The organism is Halocola ammonii (genome assembly GCF_049334165.1).
Classification (GTDB): Bacteria; Bacteroidota; Bacteroidia; order Flavobacteriales_D; family Sanyastnellaceae; genus JBEGHD01.
Genome location: NZ_JBEGHD010000014.1, coordinates 38,418 through 56,036 on the forward strand (window position 1 = coordinate 38,418; position 17,619 = coordinate 56,036).

The 17,619-nt window shown below is 40.2% G+C and carries 15 protein-coding genes; all 15 read left to right on the forward strand.

The genetic code is table 11. The annotated features are described in order from the left end of the window. Positions 1–199 precede the first annotated feature (199 nt). The 15 genes from ABHV44_RS13655 (at position 200) to ABHV44_RS13725 (ending at position 17,517) form a co-directional block, all read left to right on the forward strand. Positions 200–1,015: a hypothetical protein gene (locus ABHV44_RS13655; protein WP_459075263.1), complete on the forward strand. Its 816-nt coding sequence runs from the start codon at positions 200–202 to the stop codon at positions 1,013–1,015. A gap of 75 nt (positions 1,016–1,090) precedes the next feature. Continuing rightward, positions 1,091–1,774 (forward strand): hypothetical protein, encoded by a 684-nt coding sequence (locus ABHV44_RS13660; RefSeq protein WP_459075264.1) that lies wholly within the window; start codon positions 1,091–1,093, stop codon positions 1,772–1,774. 106 nt (positions 1,775–1,880) lie between these two features. Beyond that, positions 1,881–2,651: a DUF6090 family protein gene (locus ABHV44_RS13665; protein ID WP_459075265.1), complete on the forward strand. Its 771-nt coding sequence runs from the start codon at positions 1,881–1,883 to the stop codon at positions 2,649–2,651. A 376-nt stretch (positions 2,652–3,027) separates the two neighbouring features. After that, the gene (locus ABHV44_RS13670; RefSeq protein WP_459075266.1) at positions 3,028–3,948 is read left to right on the forward strand and encodes an ester cyclase; all 921 of its coding nucleotides are present in this window, start codon (positions 3,028–3,030) and stop codon (positions 3,946–3,948) included. 87 nt (positions 3,949–4,035) lie between these two features. Beyond that, entirely contained in the window at positions 4,036–5,151 is a 1,116-nt protein-coding gene (locus tag ABHV44_RS13675; protein WP_459075267.1) for a serine hydrolase domain-containing protein, read from the forward strand. 102 nt (positions 5,152–5,253) lie between these two features. After that, a complete protein-coding gene (locus ABHV44_RS13680; protein ID WP_459075268.1) occupies positions 5,254–5,718 on the forward strand; it encodes a GNAT family N-acetyltransferase in 465 nt (154 codons plus the stop codon). Positions 5,719–5,863: 145 nt separating this feature from the next. Then, complete coding sequence (locus ABHV44_RS13685) at positions 5,864–7,306, forward strand: serine hydrolase domain-containing protein (RefSeq protein ID WP_459075269.1); 1,443 nt, start codon at positions 5,864–5,866, stop codon at positions 7,304–7,306. Positions 7,307–7,420: 114 nt separating this feature from the next. Next, entirely contained in the window at positions 7,421–7,993 is a 573-nt protein-coding gene (locus tag ABHV44_RS13690; RefSeq protein ID WP_459075270.1) for a hypothetical protein, read from the forward strand. A gap of 255 nt (positions 7,994–8,248) precedes the next feature. Then, positions 8,249–10,054, forward strand: a complete 1,806-nt coding sequence (locus ABHV44_RS13695; RefSeq protein WP_459075271.1) for a helix-turn-helix domain-containing protein — start codon at positions 8,249–8,251, stop codon at positions 10,052–10,054. A gap of 211 nt (positions 10,055–10,265) precedes the next feature. Beyond that, the gene (locus ABHV44_RS13700) at positions 10,266–10,916 is read left to right on the forward strand and encodes a hypothetical protein (protein WP_459075272.1); all 651 of its coding nucleotides are present in this window, start codon (positions 10,266–10,268) and stop codon (positions 10,914–10,916) included. Between the two features lie 162 nt (positions 10,917–11,078). Further along, positions 11,079–12,020, forward strand: a complete 942-nt coding sequence (locus ABHV44_RS13705) for an NAD(P)-dependent alcohol dehydrogenase (RefSeq protein ID WP_459075273.1) — start codon at positions 11,079–11,081, stop codon at positions 12,018–12,020. Positions 12,021–12,042: 22 nt separating this feature from the next. Then, positions 12,043–12,897 carry an alpha/beta fold hydrolase gene (locus ABHV44_RS13710; RefSeq protein WP_459075274.1) on the forward strand — a complete coding sequence of 285 codons (855 nt, stop codon included), beginning with the start codon at positions 12,043–12,045 and terminating at the stop codon, positions 12,895–12,897. Between the two features lie 299 nt (positions 12,898–13,196). Then, a complete protein-coding gene (locus ABHV44_RS13715) occupies positions 13,197–14,255 on the forward strand; it encodes a serine hydrolase domain-containing protein (protein WP_459075275.1) in 1,059 nt (352 codons plus the stop codon). A gap of 337 nt (positions 14,256–14,592) precedes the next feature. Continuing rightward, a complete protein-coding gene (locus ABHV44_RS13720; RefSeq protein WP_459075276.1) occupies positions 14,593–16,920 on the forward strand; it encodes a hypothetical protein in 2,328 nt (775 codons plus the stop codon). Between the two features lie 228 nt (positions 16,921–17,148). Further along, positions 17,149–17,517: a hypothetical protein gene (locus ABHV44_RS13725; RefSeq protein ID WP_459075277.1), complete on the forward strand. Its 369-nt coding sequence runs from the start codon at positions 17,149–17,151 to the stop codon at positions 17,515–17,517. The last annotated feature ends 102 nt before the right edge of the window (positions 17,518–17,619 follow it).

Here is a 17,619-nt window from a genome sequence, read left to right on the forward strand (position 1 = left end):
AAGTTCGAAAAGCCCTAAATTGGTCGAAGCAGATAAAGATTAAGCCTTGTGAAAAATGGAGATTTGCAAAAAATCATATCGAAAACCTCACTCATAAGCAGACCTACCTGCTGAATAACAAAGAATTAAACAAGCAACACACATTGTTGCATAAAGAGACATGTCTCTTTAGCAATTGTTGGCAAGCATTTGAAGAACAATGAAAGAATACATATTCGACACATACTACCGTTGGCATCTATGGGTAATGTTGTTTGCTTTCATTGCGTTATCGATCACTGGAATCATATTTGTTGCTGAACTAAAATTTATTGATGATCGAGATTACATTCTGTTTGTAATTATTGGAATTTGGCTCTTAATCTTCTATTTTTCATTAAAAAGACTCTTAAAAATTGATGGGAAAATAATCTTAAATGAAGATTACATCATCATTAAAAAGGGTAATAATGAAACCACTGTCATAGTCTCAGAAATTGAATCTTACAAATACCAATTAGGAAGAGACACTCAATTGAAACTTAACTTGAGAAATGGATTTGACATCACTGTATATTCAAATGATATATTCTGTTCAAATGAACAGTTGGAACTCTTCTGTAAAGACTTCGATCTGTTTATCAAAAAACTCCCGACTGAGTACAACAACACATACTATTCTGATAGCATAAGAAGTAAAGAAAAATACCGAGTTACGGAAAAAAGGATTTTAGGCGATGTCAATTCAGATCACGATGGAAAAAAAGATATTACCGATAAAAGTAAAGATCGAGCAAGTCTTAAGGAAAATAAAACCAAACTGGAGACATTAGAAACAACTGGAAAACCAAAGAAGCTGACATCCTTTTATGAGAAAAAGTGGGCATTACCAGTTCTTGTTATTTCATCCGTTATTGTACTTGGCTTCATTGTATATGTCTATTTTGATGGTGGAAGGATCAAAGGTGTTCTCATTGCGAGTATCGGTGGACTATTAGCCATGTGGGGTGCCTATTTCAAACACAATGAAAAATAAAAACGCTTGCCAACAAAGGCTAAGAAAACATGCGGGCTGAAAAGGTAAAATGAAATTTAGTACACAAAATAAAACTTGGTTCTCGGTGGACAGAAACGTATTCCAAATCCCGCACGTTTCTTAGCCAGGGCCGTTAACGGTCAGCAAGAAAAAATAAAACTATTGAAGAATAAAGGTCTGATAATAACAACAATCGTCTTTTTCCTAATAGTAAACTTAAATCACTTTTGGGAAGGGAAAATGGGAATTTTGGCTTTCCCAATTTTCATTTTTTTGGCAATTGTATTTTTAGTCTTAACCATAAAGTGTCTAATTCAAATCGGTAAAGGGTTTAAAGAAAAATTTTCAAATCGAAACCGAAATTGGCTAATTGGAATAATGACGATTAGTTTAGGATTAATTTTTTTGAAGCCGAACGGAATAATAAATTTTGACAGATTAGAAGGTGAAGATTTATTCATAGCCCAAAGAGAAGGAGCTGCAAATTGTATGACAACCTTCAAGTTGAAATCAAATAATAAGTTTACAGAAAGAAGTGTATGTTTTGGAGTAAGTGAAGCAAGAGGAAATTACGAAATCAAAAACGACACAATTTTTTTTTCTGATGTAAGAGTTCCAAGAGGAGATGAAGAATATTACGAATTCGGAATTCTCAAAAAATCGAAATATCGAGACGAAAAAGCATTGTTTAGATACCGAAGTCGAAGCGATACAATTGGACACGAACTTTGGATAACGAAAAATGAAATAATTAAATAAAAAAAGAAGCCAAACTACTAACAATGTATATGTGTTCATGTCGGTCAAAAGCCCGCCACGCCACATACACGGGACCTTGTGCTTCATTATGACCAACCATTGAACAATGATAAAATTCTTTAGAAAGATTCGGCAAAATTCACTTTCAGAAGGCAAAATTGGAAAATATCTCAAATATGCAGTTGGTGAAATTGTACTTGTAGTTATTGGAATTCTAATAGCACTTCAAATAAATAATTGGAATGAAAACAGAAAGGTTGAATCTATTAAAACAACTAACTATTTGAACCTACTCGAGGATCTAAAAACAGATTCAATTCTCATTGATAATAAAATGAAAGAGTTGATTTATGGCATAACGCTTTACAATGATTATATAGATACATATAAGACACCAAATCTTACGATGAATGATGTTTTGGATAACCAAAATAAATTGGATTTTATAACCACTACTTTACGCTTCGAGAACAGCACAATAGAGTCATTGGAAAATACAGGTGAAATCAAATTAATTCCATCAGCCTTACAAAAAAAACTAATTGAACTTAAAAGAAACCAAGACTATCTTGTCGAAAATAATAAACAATGGAACACCAACTATTTTGATAGAATTGAAAATGCAGGAATTTATGGTTCTCAACCTCATTTTCAAAACAGAATTAAAAATCAGCCATTACTACGTGACAAGCTGGGAGTTGAAGAAAATTTGGAAATGATAATTTGGTCAATAGAGATAGCTATGTTCTACAAAAAAATGAATGAAGAAAGTGCTATGGCCAATTTAAAAAGGATAAAAACTGAGACATCCATAATTATTCAACAAATTAATGAAGAGTTAAAAAATAACGAAAGCACAACACCTCCTCCTATGTAAAGCCCTCAGCTTGCTCTAAAAGTAATAAATAATATTTTTCTATACTCTTTTATGTCATTGTAGTTGGTGTTGGGCTGTTGGGTTGTGGTCAACTTCGCGAGGCTACTTGGAATCTCCTGAGCATTTACATCTCTGAAGTTCATATCTCTAGCTTTTATTCAAACTTTACGATAGCTCAGAACAATCTCAAACACAGGGGCTAAAATGAAAGCCCTGGCAATCTGACCTTATTTCGGCTTTTCAGCATGAACTATAACCACAATTCCAGTTTGTTTCGGTTCTGCTTCTCTAAATAGTTTAACTTCCTGACTTTAAAACACCACTGTAAAGTACTGTAGTTAGAAAAGATCGTTGTCAACAACAAAAAAATCCCATTATGAATAAGACAATGCGTATTGCAATATTTCCTCTTGTAATTGTTGCTTGCTTCTTTTTTAGCTGTCAATCCAGTTCAACTAAAATTGAAAAGAATTTAGATGCTCAAAAGGAAAAGGCCTGGAATACTGAGGAACTAGAGCTAATCACCCTTGTAGAAAAGCTCTTGTTTGCTGTGGGTAATTCTGATTTTCAAACTTTGGATTCCATCATTTCAGACAAGGCCAACATGGGAAGTGCGGTAGTTCGAGATGGAGTCTCGGAAAATTCCGTTATCACAATTGGTGAATATTTTGAATCACAAAAACACCGAGAAAGGAAGCCTTTTTACGAACCTGTGAATGAATACAAAATCCTTATAAATAAAGGACAAATCGCTTTTGTTTGGGCTGATGCGACCCTACATACTTTCGGTGTTCCAAGGACAAATAACATCGACAATTTCACACTAATCAAGGAAGATGGTGAATGGAAATTCATTAACATCTCGTTCACAAACACGCGCTTACCAGAAGAGTTGAAAAAATTTGATTTGGAAGTTTTTGCCAGAAGCTACGCTCAGGTATGGTGTAGCCAAAGACCCAGTTTTGTATCTTCTTTTTTCGCTGAGGATGGATTTCTTCAGGTGAATGATGGGGAACCAGCAGTGGGTACTGAAGCGATAACAAATGTTGTGAAAGGTTTTATGGATGCTTTTCCGGACATGGTGGTGTCCTTGGACAGTCTAATAACCAAATCGGACAAAACTCGATTCTATTGGACACTGACTGGAACAAATGACGCACCCAATGGAACGGGTAATAAAGTTAAAATTAGTGGTTTTGAAGAGTGGGTTATAAACCAGGGATTGATTCAAGAATCAAAAGGCTATTTTGATGAAGATGAATACAAGCAACAACTTGAATTTGGAATAGATAAATAAAACTGCCACTAACAAGGTATTCTTCCCATCATTCCAGGGGCACGCAGGATAGACAAAATGTTTTATGCTACTTAAAGAAACAACCACATGAAGAAGGTTTTCAAAATTTTATTGATAGGTATTCTACTTCTCAATAATTCAGTGAGTGCTCAATCTGTAGAATCGAATATTCAAGCAATAATTGATTCAATTTATGCTTCAAACCAAAGCTCCGTTAGAATCATGATCAGTGTAAAATCTCCCGAACGAAATATCTCGTGGAGCGGAGCAATTGGATATACCAATACGACAGATAAAACTAATTTAGAACCAGACCAACCTGCACTAATCGCCAGTAATACAAAAACATATGTTTCAGCTACGATTTTAAGATTGGTTGAAAATGGAAAATTATCAATCGACCAACCTATCAAAAATCTGCTAACACCTAAAACGAGAAGTTTATTCATTGAGGGTGGTTATAATCTGGATTCCATTATGGTGAAGCACTTGTTGTCTCATACAAGCGGGATTGAAGACTATGCCAATCAGGCCTATATTGATTCTATCAATGTCAACAAGAAGCATCGATGGACTCGTGATGAGCAATTGGCACTGACCATAAAAGTTGGTCCACCGCTCGGGAAACCCGAAACAGTTTTTAGTTACTCTGACGCCAATTATCTCTTGTTAACAGAAATAATTGAAAACATAACCGAACAACCTTTCTATACTGCAATGAGAGAGCTTCTTCGCTATGAATCATTGGGTATTGACAACACCTGGTTTCCGACTCTCGAAGGGAAGCCAAAAGGCACTAAAGCATTAGTTCATCAATATTGGAGTGAATACAACTGGGATTCGAATGAGTTGGATATTTCAGTTGATCTATATGGAGGAGGAGGGATTGCCAGCACTACTCACGATTTAGCATCATTTGCTTACGGGCTATTCAACAATGAAATAATCAAAGACACTGCAGTTCTAAATTTAATTTATACCGAAATCCCAACGAGAGATTCTGAACCAAGCCGTTATTATTTCGGTCTGAGTTCTTACAGTTATGATGGGTTGAATGCTTTTGGGCACGGAGGTTTTTGGGGCACACGAGTTTTGTATTTCCCTGAATTAAAAACGTCCATTGCTGTTTATGTGCTTGAAAGAGACAAGCGAGGTCTGATAAATGAAATACTTGAAGAAGTCATTGAATTATTAAATGATTAGAAGCGGCATACAACAATCGCTGCCTTGTAAAACCATCAATCAAACTCTTCGAAATTTCATGTAAAGAGACGGAAAAAGCATTGCTGAAGCGATTAGTCCCCAATGAAATTCAAAGCATTAAAATACTTATCAGAAATCGAGAAAAAGGAAGTCTTCAGGCTTTGGAATAACGAGTACCCCGAAAAACTGGCTTACAAATCTGTCGATGAGTTTGATGATTACCTGAAAAACTTGACCAATCAATCACATGTCTTACTGGAAGACAATAACGGAATAGTGCGTGGTTGGTACTTTGATTTCATTCGCAATGGAGAAAAATGGTTTGCAATTATTCTGGACTCCACTCTTCAGGGAAAAGGACTCGGGACCAAGCTTCTAAATCGTGCTAAAGAAAAAGAAGACGAGTTAAATGGCTGGGTAATAGATCACAACAACGACAGAAAGCAGAATGGCGAATTTTATAAATCTCCTCTGGGTTTTTATTTGAAAAATGATTTTGAGGAATTGAAAAACGAAAGGCTTGAACTCGAAAAAATTTCTGCTGTAAAAATAAGGTGGAAGCGCTAAATCGATCCAAACACGACATCCATTTAATATGCCCCATCTCCCTACTCCAATTCAACAACATCAAAAAGACTCGCCTTGCCAGAGTTGGCCGGTTGAGTTAGTTTAGCCTCGCAAAACTTTTAACCAAAAATCGGTCTTGGGTCCCATGAAAAAAGCAGTTTTAGTCGTTCTTGCAGCTTTTAGCTTTCAAATCAATTTCGCTCAGGATTACACCGAAGCCATTAGCAAAGCCAGGTTTTTAATCGAACAGCACAAAAAGCAAACACAAACGCCTGGCGTGCAGGTTGCAGTCTCGATAAACGGTTCGCTGGTGTGGTCCGAAGCTTTTGGACAAAGCGATCTCGAGCGCGAAACACCGGCTACTCCTACCACCAAATTTCGCATCGCCAGCATTTCCAAGTCGCTCACTTCGGTGGCGCTGGCAAAAATGGTCGAGCGTGACGAAATCGACCTCGACAAAAACGTCCGCCACTACCTCCCCGACTTTCCAGAGAAAGAATTTCCCATCACGGTGAGACAGCTTGCAGCTTCCACCTCGGGAATCAGGCACTACACGGCAGACGACCCAACAATTAATTCAACTCACTACCCCACTGTATCCGCTTCCCTGGAACGCTTTCAGGATGACGAACTGCTTTTTGAACCTGGCACCGACTACCTCTACTCTAGCTTCGGCTGGGTGCTTTTGAGCGCGGTAATGGAAAAAGCTTCTGGCAACAGTTTCTTCGAAATCATGGAAAAGACGTGGAGCGAGCTCGGAATGGAAAACACGGCATTCGATTATCCGAACAATCAACCTGAAAACGTTACCAAATTCTACATCCACGACAAAAAACAGGGACGCGTTTTAGCTCCGGAAGACAATCGAAGTTTCATGTATGCCGGTGGAGGCTACCTCTCCACAGCTGAAGATTTGGTGAAGCTGGGAAATGCTTTGCTCACTAAGGACTACCTCAGCGAAGAGACAGTCGATCAGTTGTTTGAATCTCAACAACTGGCAGACGGCTCGGAAACCCACTACGGACTGGGTTGGGAAACGGGCGAAAGCCGACTCGGCACTCCGATCGTTTATCACGGAGGCAGCATGAGTTCAGCCAGAGGACACCTTGTGATCTACCCCGATGAAAAACTAGTATTTGCCTTTTTGAGCAACACGGGCGATCACATTTTTTTCAATGAAAGAGAAGCTCAAAACATCCCGGAAATCTTTCTTCACGAAAAGGACAAAACCGATAAACAAAATCAGGCACAGCAGGAGATTGCTGGCGAGTGGAAAATTAAAACCACTTCTTTGAGAGATCGCAGAAGTCGCGGAAAATTGAGCCTGAGGACTGACGAGGATGGCATCTTAACCGGCCAACTCACTTTCAAGCGCAGCAGAAAGAAAAAGTCTTTTCCGGTGATCTTGGCGAATACGCCCAGCGACACTATTCACCTGATTGCCGTCACGCCCATGTTTCTGGATTTGTATCTTTCGGTCGAAGGTGACAGTCTGAGCGGCTACTGGCTCCACGACTTCAATGTGAAGGGAATTCCAGAACCGGATGACTACTGGAAGGCGAGAACTTTTTCAGCAGTAAAGCCATAAGTTCCATCCGATAAATTGCTGGCTCTGTCTGCTGCCAAACATTCTGTAAGAAATGGAATCAGGTTTTTGCTAATTTGTGAGCTTCTTTCAAAACACAAATCGAAACAAGTCAAAATGAGATATCTAATCGCTCTCTTGTTCTGCTTCACTACCATTTTATTTGGATGTGAGAACAATCATCAATCTACGAGTGAAGAAACTGAAAAAAAGGAAGTGCAATCTGTCAGCTTTCAAAACACGTCTTCGGAAAAGGAGAAAATAGCCGATGGATTCTATCTGATTTTGAACACCTGGCAAGATTCGGCCTCAGCTCATGCCACTGAAGGTAAGGTGATTCGTTACAGTCACGACTTTCTGGATGAAAACACAACAGACCAACCGCGATTCATAGAAGTCGACACTTCGGACTTTGTTCCTCTGACTCTTTCGCAAAAGCCCGATAGCATCGAACAGGAAGACAAAAGAATAAAACTGCTATTGAGCATGACGGAACCTGCTTCAGCGCGTTTAGCAGACTACACAGAGAAGCATGTAAATGAAATGACCTGCATTGTGATTGGCGGAAAAGCAGTAACAATGCACAAGATCAGAGAAAAAATAACAGGCGGTAAACTCCAAATTAGCAGATGTACAGACAATGCCTGCAAACACCTTTTACTGGAACTGGAAGATAATGTCGCAGAGTAGCAGGACAAATCGAATTTTTGGGATCGCATTGATTCTTGCCGGCCTGGGCTTGCTGTTTTTCGGGTCTGTTGCCATAACTGGCAAAAACAATTGATAGAGCAATTGCGGACTGAACGCTATTATTGAAGATATTGTAGTCAAATAAAACTTTGGACTGGCGGACCTACCCTGGCCAGGAGGCGTTGTAGCCAACTAAGAGATAATCATTGAAAAACCAGTATCAGCAAGCAAAAGCCAGTTAAAGTATCTCAGAAGATGAGCAACCAGGTGTCCATATCATCATCCAATAAGTCCATTGTAGTTCTCCCTTTTGTCAATATGAGTTCTGACCCTGATAACGAATACTTTAGCGATGGAATTACGGAAGAAATAATCAACGCCCTGACCACAGTGAAAGGCTTGAAAGTAATTGCCCGAACGTCCTCTTTTGCCTTTAAGAACAAAAACATAGACGTGCGAACCATCGGTGATCAACTGGGGGTAAGCACTGTTTTGGAAGGAAGCGTCCGGAAAGCTGAGAACAGAGTTCGCATCACAGTACAGCTAATCAGTACTGATGATGGCACACACTTCTGGTCAAAGAATTTCGATCGGGAGTTGGAAGACATATTCGCAGTTCAAGACGAAATAAGTTTACGCATTGCTGACCAGATTCGGGAAAATTTTGGCCACCTCAATATCCAGAAACATTTAATTGAAAAGCCCACTCAAAATCTGGAGGCATACAACCTTTATCTTAAAGGTCGCTATCAGCATTTAATGTGGGATGGACCAGGAATCGAAAATGCCATAGGACTCTATGAACAATGTGTATCGATTGATCCCTCATTTGCATTGCCTTATTTTGGTTTGGCCTACTGTTATGCCATGGCCGGATCGTGGGGTAATAATAAAGATTTGTTGCAGCTGTCAGCAGAGAAACTCAATAAAGGTTTTAATCTTGATAAGAGATCCTATGTAGGTGATTTTTGTAAAGCTACATTGTCCTTTTGGGGACACTGGGATTTCATCAATGGGCAGAAATATTTTCAAAAAGCATTAGCTCTTAATCCATCTTACACTGAAGCAGAAGAAGGATTAATCGAATTGTATACAGCAGTAGGGTATTTTGAAAAAGCGCTCTGGCACACTAATAACATACTGAAAATAAACCCCCTATCCCACAACCATTATTTTACCAAAGCTAACATTCATTATTTAAACGAGGATTACCCGAAAGCTCTCGAATGCATAGAGACTTCATTGGGCATCAATCCAGATTTTACACATTCCATCGCGTTAAAACAACTTTGTTTAATTCTTACACGAGATTACGAAAAGCTAAATGATTTCTTGGATAAAACTCCTTTGGCAGAAAGACCAGAAGAATGTAGAATATTGTACAAGTTGGTCAACCCGAAAGACAAGGTCGATATTGATATCAGTAAGGTGGGCTTGATGATAAAAGAAGAAATAGGGGCAGCGCTTTTTCCCTGGCAACTTTTTTTGTTGGTCCATCTAGAAAAACACGAAATGGCGTTGGATTTTTTGGAGGAAAACATCAGGATGCGAACCGGTCAGATCATAAACTTTATGAATATTCCGCTGCTTAAACCTTTACACCAATATCAGAGGTTCCAGGATTTAGTACAAGTTGCTTTCCGGGAAGAATTAATACCTCGCATTCCCGAAAAGCAAATACGAATTGCTCCTCCTAAAGCCATGATGTCAGATACTGAAATAGAGATGGTTTTAGAGATGGTTGGCAAAGGAATGAAAGAAGATAGATGGTTTCAAAATCCATCTTTATCTCTACGCGAGGTCGCAGGAAACGTGAATATTAGTAGCAACAAGCTTTCCTGGCTGATCAATGAACGAATTGACCAAAACTTCAATGAATATGTCAATAGTTTTCGTTTGGAGAACTTCAAAGAAAATGCTTTAAATCCTGCCAATAGCCACCTTACTCTTTTAGCGCTAGCCTACGACAGCGGTTTTAATTCTAAAACAGTATTCAACTCTTTCTTTAAGAAAAACGAAGGGATGACACCTAAAGCCTGGCTGAAGTCTAATCAAATTTAGGCCTGCTCAAAAAGTTCCAAATCTCACTTTTAAGTTCGGAATTTCATTTCAGGACGATTCAACTTCTTTTCCACTTCATCTTTGCATTGTCAAAACGATATGGCAGGGAAAATATCATCAGTTGATACTTCCTATCTCCTTAACCAAAACAAATAACAAAAGGAGAGCTGCTTTTTAAAAATCTGAATTTTAAAAGTAAAAATTAATTATCATGAAAAATTTAATTACAACTCTTCTAATTTTTTGCACCCTAAGTGCTTTTGCCCAAACTAGCTCATCGGATGATAAAGATCCTGAAGTAGCCCATAAGTGGAGGGTGAGTTTACCTTATTTTATTGTCACAGATCCTATCGGGGATTCTTGGAATGATAGACAAAACACACAAATGATTGAACTCCATGTAAAACGCAATCTGGATAATAAAAATATCATAGGTGTGAAATTTGCCACATGGCGATTGTTTCAACCAATGGGAATCACATGGTGGGACGGTCTTTTGGATGTTTTAGAAACAGAAAGTGAATTCTACCCAGGACACGTTCGAGAAACAGGAGTAGGTATAACGTATCAACGTATGCTATGGAAAGGTCTATTTGGAACTGTTGAAGTTTTACCGCAGTTTCAAACCTATTTGGATCTGGATGGAAATAAAATCGGTAATGGTTTTAAGGTCTATAATTCCTATCATTTGGGCTACCATATTGCATTTGGCAAGAAAAAACGAATTTTCATAGAACCTCAGGTCCACTGTCAGCACTGGATGTTTGACAACAATGCTCCTGATGGATTCGAGCAGTTGGACAATAAGTGGAGAGATTACTTTCTTTTTGAGCCAAATATTTACGTAGGAGTGAATTTTTAAAAAATAGCCTGACAAGTCAGGACGTACAGTTCCTGGTCTGTCAGGCTATTAAAGTTGAATGATCTGTCAAAGCTCGCACAGAAGGCACCCTCTCTTCAAGATCCTGTTTTTGACAGAGATAACCCTATTTTCTGGAGCCTTCAGAAAACTAAAAAATATAATATGAAAGCGATAAGATGCTTAAAATATGGAGGTCCTGAAAACCTTGTGATGGATAGTTTTGAAAAGCCATCACCCAAAGCCAATGAGGTGCTGATAAAAATAAAAGCCACTTCAGTTACAACAAGTGATGTACTTATTCGGAAGCTAAACGAGCCTCCAATTCCCAAATTAATACTTCAACTCATCTTTGGTTTTGGCAAACCAAGAAATCCAATTTTGGGAATGGTGTCATCGGGTGTGGTTTTAGGTAAAGGTGCAAAGGTTACTTCATTTAATCTTGGAGATGAAGTTTTTGCTTACGGTTCTGTTTCATCTATGAAACATCGCTTTGGATCATATGCAGAGTTTATCTGCTTGCCGCAGGATTGGAACATCTCTGCCAAGCCTAAGAACGTGAGTTTTGAAGAAGCTGCTGCTATTCCTTATGGAGGGTTATTAGCCTCTCACCTGATAAATCAGACTGAAATGAAAAAAGGAGATGAAGTGCTTATTTATGGAGCATCTGGAAGCATTGGAACCGCAGCTTTGCAACTTGCCAAAAATGCTGGAGCTCAAGTAACCAGCATTTGCAGCGGGAGAAACATTGAACTGGTCCGCTCTTTAGGCTCAGACAAGGTTATTGACTATACCGCTGCAAATGCAGAAGATAAATTGGGCACATATAAATATGTGATAGACGCGGTTGGGAAAAGTAAGACATCCACCCTAAAGGAAAAGAGCAAAGGTGCACTTGCTGATGGTGGCAAGTATCTATCCATCGACAACGGGGTTCCAAAAACTCCCAAAAGAGCATTTTTAAAACTCAGAGAACTAGTAGAAAGTGGCAAACTAAAACCTGTTATCGATAAAGTGTTTCCACTGGAGAGAATGGCTGAAGCTCATAATTATGTGGAGCTAGGTCATAAGCGAGGTAATGTCATTATAACCGTTTCTCATTCTTAGCCTTCACTTCAATCAAATTATCATGAAATCACTATTCAAATCGCAACAGGGCAAAAACGAAATCTTATGTCTCTACAACCAAAAACTAGATGAACTCAATATAGACTTTGAATATCTGAAAGTTGAGACAAGCTTTGGCAAAACAAACATCATAGCTACAGGAAATCCATTGAATCCACCGATTATCATTGTGCACGGCTCCAATGGCTGCGCACCCGTAGCACTGGAAACCTACCCTAATCTGAGTCGGAAGTTCAGGGTTTACGCTGTAGACGTTATTGCGCAGCCCAATAAAAGCGCAGAAACGAGACCCAGCATGAAAGACGATTCCTATGGAAAATGGATGAATGAAATAATTGACAAGCTCAATCTTGAGTCGGTAACCATGGCGGGTTTTTCCTTCGGTGGACTGGTAATTTTAAAAACGCTGGAATATGATGAAAGCAAAATAAAGGAGGTGTACTTGTCAGCCCCAGCCTACATTGTGAATGGCAACCCCTTAAAAGCATTGTTCAAAGTCTTTATTCCAATGAAAAGATTTATGAAATCGAGAAAGACGCAACAAGTAGAAAAGTTTTTATCCAACCTTTTCACCGAAAGGGATGAGTTTGCATTGGCATTCCTTCAAAAAGTGATTCCTGAGTTTCAAATGGATTTCACACCAGTGCCGGTTATTGATTCGAAAAAGGCAGAAAAGATTTCAACTCCGATAACTCTTTTCGCAGCCAAAAAGGACATTCTTTTCCCTGGCAAAAAAATGATTAAACGAGCAACTAAAATATTCCCGTCACTGAAGGAAAGTAGATTATTTGAAAATTCTAAACACGTTCAAAATGAGGCGCAGAATAGATTTATTGAGAAGGAGATCATGAATTAGAAAAGTGCTGCATTAATACTTACGATATGAAAAACTTCCAACCTACTATTTCATTGCTTACCACTATCTTTTCCTAAACTGAGGTTATGGCTTTCAAATCAATGCATTTAATGACATTTACCTCGGAACCAATATCAGTCTCGGAATCTTCACGTACAGCAAAAAATCTGAAATCCCCTACCCTAGCTTTGCCACAAACGATTTTTTCGATGAACTCGGATTGAACCTTGCCTTTCAACTTAATGTAGGGTATCGGTTCCGATAATGTACTTTTAGATGACCCAATTTTTTTGATGAAGATGAAAAAAACAACCAGGTCCATTATCAGAATAGCCTTATTGCTAGGAGCTGTAGTCTCCCTGTTTTTCGTCCCCTGGCTTTTAGTGAAAGCGTGGATTTTGCCACTACCCGATACGGTTCAGGAACAACTTAATCAGGGAATCGAGCTGGGGTTTTCTGGAATGATCGTTTACGTGGATCGAGCTGGAAATGGCACCGAGCAGTATGCCGCTGGCTGGCACGATAGAGAGAATAAAATACCTGCGAAGCCAGATGCTCTGTTCAAAATAGCAAGCATCAGTAAACTTTACGTGGCCGTGACAATTGCAAAACTGGCCGCTCGTGGTACGATCTCTATTGACGACAAACTTTCACGACATTTCCCTGAACTCGAAGGGGAAATCGAGTATGCAGATCGCATCACCATAAAAATGCTGGTTGAGCACAGAAGCGGAATTCCGAATTATACCGACACTGAAAATTATTGGGCCTCGCCTGAAGAAACTTATCAGGGGAAACTGAATCTGGTTTTGGGTCTTCCAGCAAACTTCAAACCTGGTGAAAACTACGAGTACAGCAACACGAACTACTTGTTGCTCCGCGAACTCATGGACAGGGCTTTGGGCTACAACTATTTTGAATTCGTGAAAGTTGAAATTCTCGATCCACTGGAGCTGAAAAACACCTACCAGTACTTAGATGATGTCGACACCAACCTTGTCATGAGCGGTTATCATGAAGGCTATCCTCACGACCTGAAGTACGACAATGTCGGCATGATTAGCACTGCCGAAGACCTGGCGAAGTTTATCAGAGCCCTCAACGAAGGGAAACTGTTCAACAATAATGAGGAAGAGATTTACTCCTCCATTTATAAATTCGGGCACACCGGATTGGTTCCCGGTTATCAGAGCATCGCCAGATACCATCCAGACATAGATGCAGTGGTCATTCAGTTTTCCGGACCTACCAGTATCAAAGGCTACAACTGGAACCTTTCCAATATCATCTACTCTCGAATTTTGGATATTTTGAGAAACAATGTGTCTGACTTTGATCAGAGCAGTTCAAAAGTTTAGCAGGGTTGAAAGAATAATCAATCGCTATCAAATCCTTACTCTTGTAAATTGCAGCTTCTAAAAAATTAAGTGAAATCGATTATTGATTTAATCCTGATTGTAAATTGAACGCTAATTTTCAACTATTTCTTTACACATCTCTCGACTCTCTATCGACCCGGCTCAAGAACCGCGCTCGAGAATCGGCCAACGCGCGATTGACGGTTGTCGAGCGGAGTCGAGACAAAAGGAGAGGGGAACAAAATGATTTTGAAAAATTCGTGAATAAACCCAAAACCGATCTCAAATTGATTTGGGAACTAGTTCAATAATCCGATAACTGAAACTCGTCATTCTAGTGAAGTCAACAAACAAAACCTACCTGCCTTTTCTTACCATTCTGCTGCTGGGCATCGTGTATGTTTTTTCGTTTTATGACGAAGTTCTCAAAAGTCCCAACGACTACATTTTTAGCACCACGGGCGATGGCATCAAAAATTACTTCACCTACGCCTACCACATTCGGCACGACAGCTCTTACACTGAGTTTGAGGGCATGAACTTTCCCTACGGAGAAAATTACCTCTACACCGATTGCCACCCAATTGTGGCCAACGCAGTGAAGTCGTTGTCGTCCGTCAGCCCGTTTTTCGAAAGTCATTCGGTCGGGATTCTCAACCTGCTGTTGATCCTCTCCATCCTCCTCACCTTCCCTGTGATTTACCTGGTTTTGGTGAACCTCAAATCGAACAGGTGGCTGAGCGTTGTCTTCAGCTTTTGCATTGCGATTCTCGCTCCTCAGCTCTTTCGGCTTGGCGGACACTTTGCGCTTTCCTACAGCGTGGCGATTCCCTTGTCGTGGCTGCTGATTTTGAAATGTCGACAAAAACCCAACTGGCACTGGTACCTTCTGCTCCTTGCCAATAACCTCTTCTGGATGCTGATTCACGCCTACCTCGGAATTATCGTCTCGGCATTTCTGATTTCGTTTGCAGTCGTTCAGTTTTTGCTGGAACGAAGAAAGAGCGGAGAAATTCGGCAATTCGCTCTCCTGGTTTTGGCGATTGCCCTGCCGGTCATTTTGTTTTATCTGCACGTGATGCTGACTGACACACACACCGGCAGGACCGACAATCCATCTGGGTTTTTCCTCTACAATGCCGAACTCGATGACGTGCTGATACCGCCCGAAGAACCACTTTGGCCGCTGTTCGACAAACTCTCAGGTGGTGCCATCAAATTGGAGTGGGAAGCTCGAGGCTACCTCGGGATTTTTAATTCGCTCTTTTTCGTATTTCTGGTCCTTGCTTCTCTAGTCAGCATCTTCAGTAAAAAAGCCAGGCGACTGCTCAGCAGGTTTTTTGACAAAAAGCCGCTCAACATCTCGCTGATTGCCGCGTTTGTAGTTTTGCTTTTTGCGCTCGCCATCCCATTCAGGCAAATTCCCAGCCTTGTAGAAACGTTCCCGATTTTCAAGCAGTTTCGAGCTACAGGCCGATTTGTCTGGCCGTTCTACTTTGTCTTCACCGTTTTCGCGGCAACAGTTTTTCAAAAGATCATTTTGAGCTGGTGGCGAAGAGACAAAAAAGCCATGGCCGCGGTGGCGATTCTTGTTTTCGTGGCGACCTACCTGATGGAAGGTTATCACTACCACAAGCCCGTTTCGGAAGACATCACCAGCAGTGCCAACTTGTTTGACGAGGATCAACTTCCAGATGATTTTCAAAAGGCTGTTAGCACGATTGATCCAAAAAAATATCAGGCGATCATTGCAATGCCCTTCTACTACCAGGGATCTGAAAGCTACGCCCGCCCCAGGCAGGATGCAGCTGTCACCAAGTCCATGCTGTTGTCTTACCACACCGGCATTCCCAACGTCTGCGCTAATCTCACGCGCACTTCCATCGAGGAGAGCAAGAGAATCGTTCAGCTCGTGACACCGAATTACTACGAGAAAAAAATTGCGGATGACTTTGAGAGCACACGCCCGTTTTTGATTCTAAAAACAGGTTCAGAGTTTTCGAAGTACGAAGAAATTATCCTCGAAAAAGGCAAATCGATTTACGAAGGAGGCGATTTCGAACTGCTTGAAATCGAATACGAGAAGCTGTTCAGTGACGACCGTCAAAAACGCCTTGAAGCATTTCGCGAGGAGCTGCCGGACCTAAGCCGTCAAAACTCATTTTTGGTTTCCGACTCCAGCTCGTTATTGTACTACGACAGTTTTGAGAAATCGAAATCGGACACCGCATTTCGGGGCACCGGCAGTTTTGTCTCTGTAAAAAAAGGCAAAAACACCCTGGCCGAGTTTCCGCCAAACACGTTTGAAAAAGGCCGCGACTACGACCTGAGCGTGTGGATGTACAACGGAGTTCCAGATGCGCTCAACCTGTGGTTTCGACTGATCATCGAAGAGTACGATGAGCAGCAAGACGAGTGGCATAGCACCACATTTTTCCCCGTGAATGCCGAAGTGATCAACGGCAACTGGTCGTTGGTGGAAGGCACTTTTAGTGTGCAAAACCCGCAAAGCCGCGTTTACATTGTCACCAAAGGAAAGGAGAACTCCAAAGCCACTTTGCATGTAGACGAACTTCTGATCAAAGACAAAGGCGTGGAGGTTTACCGATTGGATGAAACCACCAACACACTGTTTTATAACAATCATAGGATTGAGGTTCCTTAAAAAGCCCTTCTCTCCCACTCCATTTTTCAGAAAGTTCCAAAAGCCTTAAATTGGTCACAGAAGAAACAACATTAACCAGATGCTGCCAGGAAATTTGCAATACTCTCAAACTGCGACCTGCGCTATCGGGTAGGTTTTCTTGCTGAATTAAAAGGACTTAAAAGATTGTCGATACATTTGGATAAAGTGACATGTGACTTTATCGACAGTTGTAGCTAATTTGAAAAAATGACCGATATCCTATTATTTGTTTTACCCCCGTTGCTGTTTGTTTCAGTATGGTTGATTGGCAGGAAAAGCGAAAATAAAATTAGTCTGATAGCTGCCGCAGTTATAACATTGACTTTAGTTGTACTTGGATATGTTACTGCTGATACTTACACCGAAATTTCGACAATTGGAAATATTCTTCTTTTTAGCAGTTCTATGTGGCTTATTGTACCGATATTGACTATTAAAAAGTTGAAAGAAAATATTTTGAAAACGGACAATTTAAGCATGGTAAGACTGACTGCAGTGATGATAATTGGACCGATATTATCTGTCTCTTTATGCATGACAATGTTAATAGCCACAGGACAAATAACAGGATTTTGAAAAACAAAAAACTAGCTACAACAATGGCTAAGAAAACATAGAGCAGATAAGGCTTTCAGAAAGGTTCGTTCCTTTAGCAAACTTCGGTTTCGGTGGACAAGT